The following is a 14,526-nucleotide window of genomic DNA, read 5'->3' as shown; positions in this document are numbered from 1 at the left end:
ATCAACATTCTTCTATTAATAATTAAAGCGCTTTATTATTTAAAGAAATGTTTTCTTAATAATGAATAAAATTATTCAAATATACTACTATTATCAGCTTTCTTTTTTGCGTAACGCACATTGTATATTGTAGAATAACGTTATATACTTAAGTAATGTGTGGACGCTCGAGAAGAAAGGAGATTGTTTCATGAATGAACAACAACGCCTTCAAGGCACTAATATAAATAATTCAAAAGATAAAAACGATAAAGATTATAGTAAATATTTTGAAAAAGTTTACCAAGCTCCATCTTTAGCTGATGCAAAGCGACGAGGTAAAGAAGAAGTTACTTATGATCGTGGATTCGAAATTCCTGAAGAAATGAGAAATTCAGGTATAGGCAAGAAATTCTTAATCCGTACTTACGGCTGTCAAATGAATGAACATGACACTGAAGTAATGGCAGGTATTTTAACGACGATGGGTTATGAAGTAGCTACATCAGTTGAAGATGCTGATATTATTCTATTAAACACATGTGCAATTCGAGAAAATGCTGAAAATAAAGTGTTTGGTGAAATAGGTCACTTAAAACCGTTAAAACTTCAAAGACCAGATCTATTAATTGGTATTTGTGGTTGTATGTCTCAAGAAGAAGCAGTTGTTAATCGAATCTTACAAAAACATTCATTTATAGATATGGTATTTGGTACACATAATATTCATAGATTACCATTTATTATTCAAGAAGCGATGTTTAGTAAAGAAATGGTTATTGAAGTATGGTCAAAAGAAGGGGATGTAATCGAGAACCTTCCGAAAGTACGTCGTGGAGAAATTAAAGCTTGGGTTAATATTATGTATGGCTGTGATAAATTCTGTACGTACTGTATTGTTCCTTACACACGTGGTAAAGAACGTAGTCGTCAACCAGAGGATATCATCAATGAAGTACGTGAATTAGCAAGACTGGGCTATAAAGAAGTTACTTTATTAGGTCAAAATGTTAATGCTTATGGAAAAGACTTAGATGATGGTACATATGGATTAGGTCATTTAATGGATGAAATCCGTAAAATTGGCATCCCACGTGTTCGCTTTACAACAAGTCATCCACGTGATTTTGATGATCATTTAATAGAAGTATTAGCAAAAGGTGGCAACTTAATGCCACATATTCATTTACCAGTTCAATCTGGTAGTTCTGAGGTTCTAAAACTAATGTCACGTAAATATGATCGTGAACAATACCTAGAACTTGTAAGAAAATTAAAAACAGCAATGCCTCAAATTTCATTTACAACAGATATCATTGTTGGATTCCCAAATGAAACGGATGAGCAATTCGAAGAAACAATGACATTATATGAAGAAGTTGGTTTTGATTTAGCATTTACATTCATTTATTCACCACGTGAAGGTACACCGGCTGCAAAAATGGTAGATAATGTACCAGAGAGTGTGAAAAAGGAAAGATTACAACGTCTTAATAAAGTTGTAAATGATAAATCTGCTGAATTTAATAAACGTTTTGAAGGTCAAATACTTGATGTATTAGTAGAAGGAGAAAGTAAGAAAAACCCTGATGTACTTGCTGGGTATACTCCTTATAATAAACTTGTAAACTTTAGAGGTCCTAAATCAATCGTTGGTCAAATTGTAAAAGTAAAAGTAACAAAAGCTAAAACATGGTCATTAGATGGAGAATTAGTAGAAGAAACAGTAGAGGTGCTATAATGGGAAAATATACAAAAATTGATATCGTTGAACGTGCAAAAGAATTAGCAGTAATGATTTCTGAAACAGAAGAAGTAGACTTTTTTAAACGTGCTGAAGCGCAAATTAACGAGAGTGAAACTGTAAGAACTTATATTGAAGAAATTAAGTCATTACAAAAACAAGCAGTTAATTTAGAGCACTGGGGCAAGAAAGAAGCTCTTAAAAAGGTTGAGCAAGAGCTTGATGAATTAAACGAAAAACTAGAAACAATTCCGGTTGTACAAGAATTTCAATCTTCTCAAGTAGAAGTGAATGATTTACTTCAATTAATCGCTCACACGATCTCAAATGGTGTGACAGACGAAATCATTAAGTCAACTGGTGGTAACTTATTAAGTGGTGAGACAGGTTCAAAAGTAGCACATGGACCGGATGCTTGCAAAACAGATAGCTGCGGCCATTAATAAAAAAAGACTCAAGGAAGCAATTAATTTTGCTGCCCCGAGTCTTTTTTTTATGTAAAGCTAATAAAGTAATTACTAAATAGCCTTAATATCATAATTTTTATGTTTATTTTTTAAATTCTTCAATTTAGAGTCAACTTTATTAGGCTGTCGTCATACAATTTATCATCACATGTTTTTTTAACTTGTATAAAAGAATTTTCATGTCATTAACACATTCCGCATATGTCACGCATAGAATGAAATGAAAATGGAACGAGGAGGGTCACACCTATGTCTGAACGCGAACATAGAGAGATTATAACGAAGGCAGTCGTAGGAAGAGGCAAGAAATATAACAAAGTCACACATACACTCACACCAAATCATACTCCATCAAGTATTTTAGGCTGCTGGGTTATAAACCATGTATATGATGCAAAAAAATGTAAGGATGGAGTAGAAGTATCTGGTAAATATGATATTAATATTTGGTACTCCTATGGTGACAATACGAAAACAGAAGTAGTTCCTGAGTCTGTTAAGTATACTGAAGTAGTAAAGTTAAGACACAGAGATGAAAACTTTACTGGCGAAGATTGTGAAGTAATTGCCAGATCATTAAAACATCCAAATTGTTTAGATGCAATTATTTCTCCAAATGGAAATCGATTTATTGTAACTGTAGAGAAAGAAGTATTAGTTGAAGTTGTAGGCGAAACGAAGATAGTCGTACTTGTTGCACCACATGGTGTACACGACGATGACGAGTTCTTTGATGTAGATGATGAGTTTGAAGATTTAGATCCAGATTTTGTTTTAGAGGGCGAAGAAGAGTAAGCTAGGCTAGGAAGGTGATACTTCCTAGCTTTTTTATTTTATAAAGATTTTGCATTTCCAATCGGTTGGAAGTTTTCTTTTTCTTAACTTTCGAACTTTCTAAGCCTTTTCGCAAAATGTGATATAATATGCGAAGAATGTTTTTTGATGGAGAGGATAGAATGGCAACTTATACGCCAATGATTGAGCAATATTTAAATATAAAGAAAAATTACCAAGACGCATTTTTGTTTTTTAGACTTGGTGATTTTTATGAAATGTTTTTTGAGGATGCAATTAAGGCATCTCAAATTTTAGAAATTACTTTAACCGGACGAGCAGGAGGAACTGATGGACGTATTCCGATGTGCGGGGTACCATACCATTCTGCTGCAGGATATATAGAACAATTAGTTGAAAAAGGATATAAAGTAGCTATTTGTGAACAAGTCGAAGATCCATCCGTCGCAAAAGGAGTAGTTCGAAGAGAAGTTGTTCAGTTGATTACTCCAGGGACGCAAATGGAGGGTAGATCGATTGATGAAAAGCAAAATCATTATATCTCAACATTATCAGAAGTAACACCAAGTTCATATGCTTTGGCTTGGATTGATTTGACGACTGGTGAGGGCAATGCTTTATTACTTATTGGTTCAATTGAAGAAGCAGTTTTAAAAATTGCAGCAACTGGTACAAAAGAAGTAGTTGTAAATGAAGATTTTTCATCTAAAGCGATTCAAACACTTGAAAAAAGTTTTTCAATTACCGTTTCATTCGAGGAGAACAATCGTTTATCAGAAGAGTTTACAAATGTTGTAAAATCAATTGATCAAACTAGTTTAAAATCTACTGCCGCAAGATTATTAAATTATTTATCCAGAACACAAAAACGAACACTTTCTCATCTTCAAGAAATAGTCGTTATTCATCAACATGATTTTTTAAACATGGACATGTATTCGATGAGAAATCTTGAATTAGTTGAAACACAACGTTCAAAAAACAAACAAGGTTCTTTGAATTGGTTATTAGATGAAACGAAAACAGCGATGGGTGGACGATTACTAAAAAAATGGATTCAACGTCCACTAGTAAGTACGAAACAAATCGAGCATCGTTTGACAATTGTGGAATTGCTAATGGATAACTATTTTATACGTGAAGACCTAAAGGAATTATTAAAAGATGTATATGATTTAGAGCGTTTAGCTGGTAAAGTCTCATTTGGTAATGTAAATGCAAGAGATTTATTACAATTAAAACGTTCACTTCAAACAATACCTTCAATTATTCATGCTTTAAAATCAATTAGCCATGAAACGATAGATGAACTAATTAATCAAATCGATCCATGTGAAGAACTTCATATGCTTTTAGAGAATGCAATTATTGAAGATGCGCCTTTATCAATTAAAGAAGGAAACATGATTAAAGATGGCTTTCATAAAACATTAGATGAATATCGATTCGTTAGTAAGAACGGTAAAAATTGGCTAATGGAATTAGAACAAAGAGAAAGAGAAATTACGGGGATTAAGTCCTTAAAAATTGGATACAATCGAATCTTCGGCTACTTTATCGAGGTAACTAGATCAAATATTAGTCAATTACCAGAAGGGCGTTACGAACGTAAACAAACGTTAGCGAATGCAGAACGCTTTATAACTGAAGAGCTAAAAGAAAAAGAAACAATGATTCTTGAAGCTGAAGAAAAAATGATTGGATTGGAATATGAGTTATTTATTTCAATTCGAGAACAAGTAAAACAATATTTATCTAGACTTCAAACATTAGGACAAGTAATTAGTCAAATTGACGTTTTACAAAGTTTTTCTGTAGTTAGTGAAAAAAATGGATATATAAGACCCACATTTACCGAGGAAAGAGAATATATCGTGAAGAATGGAAGACATCCAGTAGTTGAAAAGGTACTTCTAGGCTCAGAGTATATTCCGAATGATACAAATTTCGATGTTGATACTCATCAATTTTTAATTACAGGACCTAACATGGCTGGTAAAAGTACGTATATGAAACAAGTTGCATTAATAAGTATACTGGCTCAAATTGGATGCTATGTACCTGCTGAATATGCGAAATTACCTGTTTTTGATCAAATATTTACGAGAATTGGTGCTGCAGATGATTTAATTTCTGGGCAGAGTACATTTATGGTCGAAATGTTAGAAGCTAATTATGCAATCACGAATGCAACAGAAAAAAGTTTAATCTTATTTGATGAAATTGGTAGAGGAACATCAACATATGATGGAATGGCTTTAGCTCAAGCGATGATCGAATATATACATGATCATATCGGAGCAAAAACGCTTTTTTCTACTCACTATCATGAATTGACGGTATTAGCAAATCAACTTAAGTTTTTGAAAAATATTCACGTAGCAGCAAAAGAGCAAGATGGAAAAGTATTATTCCTTCATAAAATCTTTGAAGGTGCAGCGGATCAAAGCTACGGTATCCACGTTGCCGAATTAGCAAACCTTCCGAAAGATGTAATCGTTCGAGCAAAAGAACTATTAAATGATTTAGAATCAAATAATCATTCCTATGTTAAAGAGGAAATTAAAAATACAGAAAAAGAGATTGTAAATATTCAAGTACCTAAAAAAGAAATTGTTCAAACTACAAACGACAAAGAGGATGCTGAATCTCAGTTAAGTTTATTTGACGATCATCAACCGGTGGTTAAAGAAGTTGTTAAAAACCATCCTGTCATTGATCAATTAAAAGGATTAAATATACTAGAATTAAATCCTATGGAAGCATTTAATTTACTATATGAACTTCAAAAGCAAGTTAAAAAATAAAAGAAGGCCAATTGGCCTTTCTTTTTATTCATAGTTAAAATTATGATAATAGCTTAATGTACTATACCTTTTTTTATTGTTTAGTGCATTTATTTAGAGAGGAGGTTCACTAATGTCAAAAATACAGAAGTTAGATGAGATTTTAGCCAATCAAATAGCGGCAGGTGAAGTTGTAGAACGTCCTGCATCAGTTGTAAAGGAATTACTTGAGAATGCAATTGATGCAATTAGTACACGTATTACAGTTGAAATTAACGACGGTGGACTCTCACGAATTTTTGTAAGTGATAATGGCGAAGGGATGACAAAGGAAGATAGTATTCTTGCATTTGAGCGCCATGCAACTAGTAAAATAAAAGATGAAAATGACTTGTTTCGAATACGTACATTAGGCTTCCGAGGTGAAGCATTACCGAGTATTGCATCTGTTAGTTATGTTACAGTTAAAACATCAACCGAAGACGGACCTGGAATTGAAACAATTTTAAAAGGTGGCGTATTGCAATCTCAAAAAGAAATTGCTAAATCAAAAGGGACGAGTATTGAAGTTTCGAATTTATTTTTTAATACACCAGCTAGATTAAAATATATGAGAACGGTTCAAACAGAATTAAGTAATGTGACAGACGTTGTCTATCGATTAGCATTAGCAAATCCACAAATCGCTTTTGATTTGAAACATAATGATAAATTGATGTTCCGTAGTAATGGAAATGGAGACGCAAGACAAATTCTTGCATCATTATACGGTCTACAAATTGCAAAAAACATGGTTCATTTTAAAGGCGAGTCATTAGACTTTCAAATTGAAGGCTATTTATCCATGCCTGAATATACACGAGCAACTAGAAACTATATATCACTATATGTAAATGGAAGATATGTAAAACACTATGGCGTAAACAAATCAATAAGCGAAGGCTATCATACTTTGCTCCCAATTGGTCGTTTTCCAATCGTTTCGTTATTTATTAAAATGGACCCTCAATTGGTCGATGTAAATGTACATCCAACAAAACAAGAAGTTCGTTTTAGTAAAGAGGATCAATTATTTACATTAATTACTGAAAGTATAAAAAAAGTTTTTAGAGGTCGTTCCCTTATTCCAGAAATAAAGTCAACAGCTCCAAAAGAAAAAATATTTAGTGAACAATCAACCTTTTCGTTTGAACATTCTTCTATAAAAGAAGATGTAGAAAAAAAATTACCATTCTCGCTTCAAGATCGTTTTACTACTAATTCGAATTATTCTAATGAGACTAATGAAACAATAAAGGAAGAAAATTCAACTGAATTCAATTCAATTACTCAAATTGATTCATCAACTCCAACCGATTATGAGAGTCTTTATTTTGAGAAGCATGAATCTAATAAAGACGTAGGATATTCAAATTCTGTAAATGAAGACGACCAATCAAATATAGAAGAAACAGTCATTGTGAACGAAGAAGTATATGATGAGCAAAATATAGACCAACTACCTCCTTTATATCCAATCGGACAAATGCACGGAACGTATATTATTGCTCAAAATGAAAAAGGATTATATTTAATTGATCAACATGCCGCACAGGAACGTGTTTACTATGAATATTTTAAGGAAAAAATAGGGGAAGTTGCATCAGAACTACAAACTTTATTAATTCCAATCACATTTGATGTTTCACCAGAACAAGCTATTTTATTAGACCAATACCAAGATGAACTTCAAGAAGTTGGGCTATTTATCGAGAAGTTCGGATCGAATAGTTATGTCATTCGTGAACATCCAAATTGGTTTCCAAAAGGGCAAGAGGATACATTAATTGATGAAATGATTCAAGAACTATTAAAACGCGGAACAATTAATATAAAGAAACTACGCGAAGATAAAGCCATCATGATGAGCTGTAAAGCATCGATAAAAGCAAATCAATATATAACAAACGATGAAATTTTTAATCTATTGGAATCGTTGAGAAAATCAAGCAATCCATTTACATGTCCTCACGGTCGACCAATCGTTATCCATTTTAGTTCATATGAGCTTGAGAAAATGTTTAAGCGTGTTATGTAATATTGAATTTTTAAAGTGCTGTTGTTTCCATAAATCAGGTTAACTGAATATGGAACAACAGCACTTTTTTTATTTGCTAATTTTAATAAGTAGTGGGAGGTATTTCTGCTGCTCTATGCACTTGAAGTCGATTCTTTTTACAAATTTTAGCAGAGTTTTATCTGTTTTTTATTCGATTTAGTATGAAGAAGAGCTTATTTGCAAATTTTCCAATTGAAAGTAGCTAGTTTGGAGTCGTAATACCTTAACTGGTATAGGTAATTTTTTACTTTATTTGCGATTCTTCGAGATGTAATTGCAGTTTCACTAATTTTATTTGCGGTTATCAGATTTTAATTGCAGTTTAGCCATACTTAATTGCGATTTTCAGATTTTAATTGTATTTTGCTGTTTTAAGCAATTTGCACAGATAGATTCTTTAATTTCAGCTCATACTTAATAGGCAGCTAGTTGAATAAGAAATATTTATTTGATACAAAAGATTAAAAAAGGGTAATCTTAAAGTGTTGCCGACCATAAATATTTTTTGTCACTTCTTATGGGTTGAATAAGTATATTCTTTTTTGTAAACTTTCTAAAACTTCTTCAGGAATTTTCCTTAACTTGATATCTTCACCTAAGTAAAGTAGCCAATTCGTAAACTCGTTTAATTCTTCAGAATTTTTAACATATATATAAGTCCTTAAAATAGCTGTGGTTTGGTAAGGATTTGTATAGGAAATTGAGACTTTTAAAGGATGGTACTTTTTGAACTGAGCAATCGCCATTGGACCAAGTTCAAATATAAGATTAATTTCTTCTTCTTGCTTACTTAGTTTTTCTAGAATTCTTTTTTTACTTAATCTTTTTTTTGTATGGTGTGGTATGACATCAATAAGATTGTCGACAGGAAAAATCTTTTTCTTTTCATCCACCAAGTCAAAACCTTCAATTAGCCAATAGCCTTTGTCATGATATAGGTGCAGAAGATAAATCGGATAAGAAATGGATTCAAACTCTTCTTTGATGGTAATCAATAAACAAGTATCTAATAGAATGACTTGAATGAGTTTTTCTAACATTGGATGAGGTAAGTCTGATAGATCAAGTAAGTCAGGATTCTTCGGATTAGTCCCTTCAAAAAGCAATATTTGATTTAAATGGACAAGCTCATCTTGTTGGTTTTCTGAGATGAGACCAAGTAATTTTTCTGTTAAAGATTGACGACTCTTTAGGTAAGGGAGTTGTTTATTTCTTGTTGCCATAAATGCAATAAATAGCGCCTTTATTTCATTATCTGTAAAGCGAACAGTTGGGAGGACAGAGTTGTTCAAAACAAAATAACCCCCATCTCTTCCAACTTCAGCGACAAGAGGCATCCCCATCGCTTCAATTTCTTTGATATCTCTTAAAGCAGTTGAACGGGAGATGTCAAATTCTTGCATGATCTCTGAAATTGTAAACTTTGCACGATTGTTAATATATCGCATGATGATATTAATGCGTTCAACTTTTTTCATCGGTATCTCCTAAACAGTATCATTTTTTGACATGATTTAAGTTTATTATAAACGTATCAGCTGATGAAATAAATCGCTTGATAAATTTAAAAAAGGCAGGTTTTTAATATGACAAATTATAAATTAGAAGAAAAAGACAGTTTTAGAGTTTTAGGTATTGGAATTGAACTTAAAAGCGATTATACAGATTATGTAGGGATCAACAAAGAAAAGGAAAACTTCTGGGGAGCTATTAAAGAAGATGGTAGATTGAATGCTTTAAAAGCCATAGCTACAAATGATTATATTTTTTCTGTGAACGAAGCTGTGAATAACAAGATGATGCATTATGCTGGAGTCATGACAGACTCAACAGTGCCTGAGGAATCTAGAGATATTCAATTCCCTAAAGGAGAATACCTAGTTGTAGAAGGAGAAGGGAATACAGCTGATGAATTGTCTAATAACCTTGCTGGCATCGCCTTTGGTCAAGTATTACCAGAAGTAAAGGATTTTGCCTATGTTGGTGGTCCAAACGCAGCGGTTATTATGGGAAATCGAAACGGCTTAGTCTTTGGAGAAATGTGGATTCCTGTTGTGAAGAAATAATGAAAAGGGGAAAGTAAAAATGTCATATATCGTTGATTCAAAAATGTTTCTACCGTTGGTTTAGAGACTTCCCCTATTGCAGAAGCCCTTGCAGGTTTACCTGCTAATGAAGCTCGTTACTTAATGAACAAAACATGAATGTATACAAGCGTAACCTGAAATTATTACGATTAAATAGTAAAGAAGTATGGACTGTTACTTAGTTTGTTCATACTTCTTTTTTGCTTATTTAGAACTCAATTCAATTAAATTTAGTACTAACCAGCACTCGACATATCTTGTCTAGAGATAAATAAACCCATATCCAAAAATTAAATTTAGAGATCCCATCTTTTTAAATGTTACTTAACAATTCCAATCACAAAACCATCATATCCTTTTAATCCAACAGTCTGAATAGCGGTAGTGTCAATTCGAGTGTCTGTAGTGATTAGTTCCATAAGCTGACGGACACCTTTGACACTTTCATCTTGACTCGTTTCATAAATTACCTCTCCGTTTCGAACAACATTATCCACAATAATTAATGCACCAGAACTAGCTATTTTTAATGCCCATTTTAAATAGTGAGGATTATTTGGTTTATCGGCATCGATAAATATAAAATCAAATAAAGGCTTTGATTCTTTTAGAGTTGGTAATGTATCTAACGCTTTTCCTATAATAATTTCGACTTTATTTTGCAATTTTGCCTCTATGATATTTTGTTTGGCAACTTTTGCATGCTCATGACTAATTTCTAGGGTTGTTAATTTCCCATCTTCGGGAAGTGCACGAGCTAACCAAATACTACTATAACCACCTAAGGTACCAATTTCTAAAATGTTTTTAGCGCCTTTAATTTTTGCTAATAGATAAAGTAATTTACCTTGAGTAGGAGACACATCTATACTTGGTAGACCGGCTTGATAATTTGCAAGTAATACATTTTCTAAGATTGGATCATTCGGAATTAGTTTTTCTATAAAATATTCATCAACATCGTTCCAAATTACGTTATTAGGCAAGATTACTTCCTCCTTACTTTGTACTGTTCAAAAAAGTATATGGTATTCTTTTATAAAAATGCTTCTACAGGAAAAAAGTCATATATATGAAGATAAAGTTAATACTTAATCGGTTTGTTTTACGGAATTGTGTTTGCTAAAATAGATTGGTAGTAAAATTAACCAGTAGAGGAGATTTTTATATGATTAATAAAATCGGTAAAGTTACTGTTTATGTGGAAGATCAAGAGCAAGCCAAAGATTTTTGGATTAATAAAATGGGGTTTGTTTTAAAAATAGAAATGCCAATGGGACCAGATGCTAAATGGATTGAAGTAGGTCCAACCGAAAGTGAATTTACTACTTTAGTTCTTTACTCTAAACCTTCGATGGAACAATTTAAACCAGAAAAAATAGCTCATCCATCTGTACTTTTTAGCACAACAGATATTGAAGCTGCTTATGAAAAAATGAAACAAAATGGCGTAAAAGTTGATGACCTGATGAAAATGCCATATGGTTCAATGTTTAATTTCTACGATCAAGATGGTAATGATTATTTAATAAGAGAAGACAAATAATACATAATAAAAAGAGCTGTTTCCATTTAGAGAAACAACTCTTTTTTACTTAAATAAGATGTTCAAATTTTACTCGTTTATTTAAATAATACATAATCGGTATTCCAACAACCATCACTACAAATTCACCAATGGCTGTAGTTAAATAAGTCATTGGGAAAGGTAAATGAAATGCTAGTTTTAACTCGATTGCGATTAAGAACATAGTAATCGTAAAGACAACCGTGTTAACAATCATTCTCGGTATAATACCTTTTATAAATTTTGACGTTGCAATTGTAATTAATAACGAAATAATCGATTGGCCAACACCAAAGACTAAATCATATGCCATTATTGGAGAAAAGAAAAAATTAGCTAATATAACTCCTAAAACTACTCCATATATGTACTTTTTATTAAATACGACTAAGTGGTTAAATATTTCGGATACACGAAATTGTACATTCGTAAACCCAAACGGTTGAATAAAGTACGTTACTGCAATATATAGTGCAGCAAATACTCCATTAACAGTAATTGTCTTTAACTTCATTTTGTTTCTCCTTAGTTTTTTTTCGTGGGAGGTTCTCGAACCACGTAAAAAATATATTTTTTAAACGTAAAAATAAATATTATACTTAAAAATAATTTTAGTCAATAATAATAAAGAAATTAATGATGAAAATAAGTTCAAAAAAATACTTTATTAAAAATATATTATACTGGTATAATTAGTGAATCAAAACAATTTATTTTTCTTTCAGTTTAAAGTGAAAGGACTGACAAAATGACAATTCCTTCTAATCCATATATATTAGTATTTGGTGTTTCGATATGTGATATTATCGGATTTACGAAAAAAAATTATCGTCCATATGATTCAAATCCTGGTAGTGTAAAAGTATCGTTTGGTGGTGTTTGCCGTAATATTGCAGAAAATATGGCAAAGATCAACTTAAATACAAAGTTTATTTCAGTTATTGGTGATGATATTAATGGAATCAATATGTTAAATCACGCAAAAAATATGAACATAGATATGGAAGACACGTTAATTATTAAAGGAGAATCTACCCCAACATATTTAGCCATTTTAAATGAAAGCGGAGAAATGGTCTCTGCAGTAGTAGATTTAGATATCACAAACAATTTTACAAAGGAGTTTATAGACTCCAAAGCAGAAGTTATTCGAAATGCTGAATATATGGTAGTTGACGCGGATAATCCTAGTATTTTAGCTTATTTATTAACAAACTTCCATAATGAAACAAAATTTATTTTAGATCCAGTTTCTGCTTCAAAAGCTTCAAAAATAAAAGACTATATTCACTATTTCCATACGATTAAACCAAATCGACATGAAGCTGAAGTATTATGTGGATTTGATATTACTTCTGTTGAAGATGTACGAAAAGCTGGCAAATATTTTAGAGAATTAGGCGTAACAAAAGTTTTTATTAGTTTAGATGCAGAAGGAATTTATTATAATGATGGTATAGAAGAAGGTATTATCCAAGCCGATGGAGTTTCAGTCGTTAATGTAACAGGAGCGGGAGATGCTTTAGTTGCTGGGATCGGATATGGCTATATGAATAATATGAGCATTGTAGATACAGTTAAATATTCGGTTTCAATGTCTTCTATTACAATTTCACATGTGGATACGATTAACCCGAATATGTGTTGTAACGTTGTAGATCACCATATTAATGAACTTAATTGGGTAGAAATGCAATTTTAGTTGAGAACCTTTTATTGGGTTCTTTTTTTTTGAACTGGATTGTGGAGATATAAATAAAGTTGGTGGGTAGGTAATGTAATTGAAGTAAGTGCAAATAAGGCCTGAGAAGCTGCGAATAAAATTAACGCGAGTGGAAAATAAGATCTGTGAATCTGAAAATAAATGTGATTATAAATTAGGTGGATTTTTTAATATCTTTTATAAAAGGATATTAGGAATTTATGTTAACATATACAATATGGAAAATTAGAAGAGGTGATTTTGTTGGTTTTTTCTACCAAATTATGTGAAGCCTGTAAATTAGATTTAATTCATGTTGAGGAAAATTCTGAAGACCCAAATCAACCTTATAAATTATGCGATTATTGTCATGAAAGATTATTAAAACGATCCTTGAAACCTATTGAATGGTACAATTTAGCAGTTGTCCATTCGCCCAAGAAGTATTTACTACATGATGATTTTTACGATGATGATGGTAAAGCTTGTCAACCAGAAGAAGACGTAATTGTATCAAAAAAAGACAAAGCACCAACTTTGAAAGATGTTCGAAAAGATTTAGAGACATTGTTAGATTTCTCTATAACTAGATGGTTTCTTGAGGATGAAGTAATTAGTGCATTTAAAGTACATAATGATTTATCAATTTTAAATTCTGTTAAATCAAGGTTTAATGCAACTGGAAATTATGAAATAAAATCGCGAATGTTGGAAATAGTGGCTGATGTCTTGGGAAGTTCTGCTTTAGAGTGGATTAGAGAACTATGGAATAATTATGATGAAGAGTTACTATTTGAACTATCTTTGGCTACATCGAGCAGTTTACCAATTGAAGAAGGCTTAAATAATGTGTTAAATAAATTGAAATTAGTTAATGAAAAAGAGTTGCCGTTACAAGCGTTTAGTTGTCTATATCGTTTTCGTTCAATTGATGTACTAGATTGGATAGAATTGAATTGTATTGAATTTAATGATAATTGGGGAAGGCTCGCAGCAGTATGCTTTCCAACTTGGGGGAGAATGAAATCGTGGTTAAATAAAGGAAGACCTCTCAGCTTAATTGCTCTTGACACAATGGCAAATTGCGTAGTTAGAGGTGGGGACCCTTATGTAGAGCAATTCAAACCTAAAATACTAGAAACAAACAAAAGTGAAATTGAAAATGAACTTGACGGATATTACCAAAAAGATAGAGTTCCTCGTGTTAAAAATAGAAGGGAATATATTTTATATAACAAAAAAGTTATATTCGCTTAGTTACAATAAAAAGGACAACTTATATTACGATTTAAAAACGCTTG

12 protein-coding genes, 1 pseudogene and 1 riboswitch are annotated in these 14,526 nt (G+C 31.9%); of the genes and pseudogenes, 10 read left to right on the top strand and 3 right to left on the bottom strand.

Annotated elements, in window-relative coordinates:
* The first annotated feature begins 190 nt into the window (after window positions 1–190).
* The 5 genes from miaB (at window position 191) to mutL (ending at window position 7,848) form a co-directional block, all read left to right on the top strand.
* Window positions 191–1,720 carry a tRNA (N6-isopentenyl adenosine(37)-C2)-methylthiotransferase MiaB gene (gene miaB, locus COI44_RS04925; RefSeq protein ID WP_098426936.1) on the top strand — a complete coding sequence of 510 codons (1,530 nt, stop codon included), beginning with the start codon at window positions 191–193 and terminating at the stop codon, window positions 1,718–1,720.
* Window positions 1,720–2,166, top strand: a complete 447-nt coding sequence (locus tag COI44_RS04920) for a YlbF/YmcA family competence regulator (protein ID WP_098426935.1) — start codon at window positions 1,720–1,722, stop codon at window positions 2,164–2,166. Before miaB ends, COI44_RS04920 begins: the two co-directional genes overlap by 1 nt.
* Window positions 2,167–2,439: 273 nt before the next feature.
* The gene (cotE, locus tag COI44_RS04915; RefSeq protein WP_098426934.1) at window positions 2,440–2,985 is read left to right on the top strand and encodes an outer spore coat protein CotE; all 546 of its coding nucleotides are present in this window, start codon (window positions 2,440–2,442) and stop codon (window positions 2,983–2,985) included.
* 161 nt (window positions 2,986–3,146) lie between these two features.
* Window positions 3,147–5,792 (top strand): DNA mismatch repair protein MutS, encoded by a 2,646-nt coding sequence (mutS, locus tag COI44_RS04910; RefSeq protein WP_098426933.1) that lies wholly within the window; start codon window positions 3,147–3,149, stop codon window positions 5,790–5,792.
* Window positions 5,793–5,904: 112 nt separating this feature from the next.
* Window positions 5,905–7,848, top strand: coding sequence for a DNA mismatch repair endonuclease MutL (gene mutL, locus COI44_RS04905; protein ID WP_098426932.1), 1,944 nt, complete (start codon window positions 5,905–5,907; stop codon window positions 7,846–7,848).
* Window positions 7,849–8,384: 536 nt separating this feature from the next.
* On the opposite strand, the gene COI44_RS04900 is transcribed toward mutL, so the two are convergent.
* Window positions 8,385–9,347 (bottom strand): helix-turn-helix transcriptional regulator, encoded by a 963-nt coding sequence (locus COI44_RS04900; RefSeq protein WP_098426931.1) that lies wholly within the window; start codon window positions 9,345–9,347, stop codon window positions 8,385–8,387.
* A 108-nt stretch (window positions 9,348–9,455) separates the two neighbouring features.
* On the opposite strand from COI44_RS04900, the gene COI44_RS04895 reads away from it, so the two are divergent.
* The gene (locus tag COI44_RS04895; protein WP_098426930.1) at window positions 9,456–9,935 is read left to right on the top strand and encodes a GyrI-like domain-containing protein; all 480 of its coding nucleotides are present in this window, start codon (window positions 9,456–9,458) and stop codon (window positions 9,933–9,935) included.
* A gap of 19 nt (window positions 9,936–9,954) precedes the next feature.
* A pseudogene (locus COI44_RS04890) lies at window positions 9,955–10,067 on the top strand (phage tail protein); the annotation flags it as partial.
* A 209-nt stretch (window positions 10,068–10,276) separates the two neighbouring features.
* Here the strand turns inward: COI44_RS04890 and COI44_RS04885 are convergent.
* Window positions 10,277–10,942 (bottom strand): O-methyltransferase, encoded by a 666-nt coding sequence (locus COI44_RS04885; RefSeq protein WP_098426929.1) that lies wholly within the window; start codon window positions 10,940–10,942, stop codon window positions 10,277–10,279.
* A 182-nt stretch (window positions 10,943–11,124) separates the two neighbouring features.
* Here COI44_RS04885 and COI44_RS04880 point away from each other — a divergent pair, with 182 nt between their 5' ends.
* On the top strand, window positions 11,125–11,502 hold the full coding sequence (locus tag COI44_RS04880) for a VOC family protein (protein WP_098426928.1): 378 nt from the start codon (window positions 11,125–11,127) through the stop codon (window positions 11,500–11,502).
* Between the two features lie 49 nt (window positions 11,503–11,551).
* On the opposite strand, the gene COI44_RS04875 is transcribed toward COI44_RS04880, so the two are convergent.
* A complete protein-coding gene (locus tag COI44_RS04875; protein ID WP_056470694.1) occupies window positions 11,552–12,037 on the bottom strand; it encodes a QueT transporter family protein in 486 nt (161 codons plus the stop codon).
* A 5-nt stretch (window positions 12,038–12,042) separates the two neighbouring features.
* Window positions 12,043–12,087: riboswitch (PreQ1 riboswitch) on the bottom strand.
* A 184-nt stretch (window positions 12,088–12,271) separates the two neighbouring features.
* On the opposite strand from COI44_RS04875, the gene COI44_RS04870 reads away from it, so the two are divergent.
* On the top strand, window positions 12,272–13,225 hold the full coding sequence (locus COI44_RS04870) for a carbohydrate kinase family protein (RefSeq protein WP_098426927.1): 954 nt from the start codon (window positions 12,272–12,274) through the stop codon (window positions 13,223–13,225).
* Between the two features lie 264 nt (window positions 13,226–13,489).
* Complete coding sequence (locus tag COI44_RS04865; RefSeq protein ID WP_098426926.1) at window positions 13,490–14,482, top strand: hypothetical protein; 993 nt, start codon at window positions 13,490–13,492, stop codon at window positions 14,480–14,482.
* The last annotated feature ends 44 nt before the right edge of the window (window positions 14,483–14,526 follow it).

Source organism: Bacillus sp. AFS088145 (genome assembly GCF_002564465.1).
Lineage (GTDB): Bacteria > Bacillota > Bacilli > Bacillales > Bacillaceae_G > Gottfriedia.
Note: the sequence above shows the minus strand (reverse complement) of the source record. Positions and strands in the feature narration are given on the sequence as shown.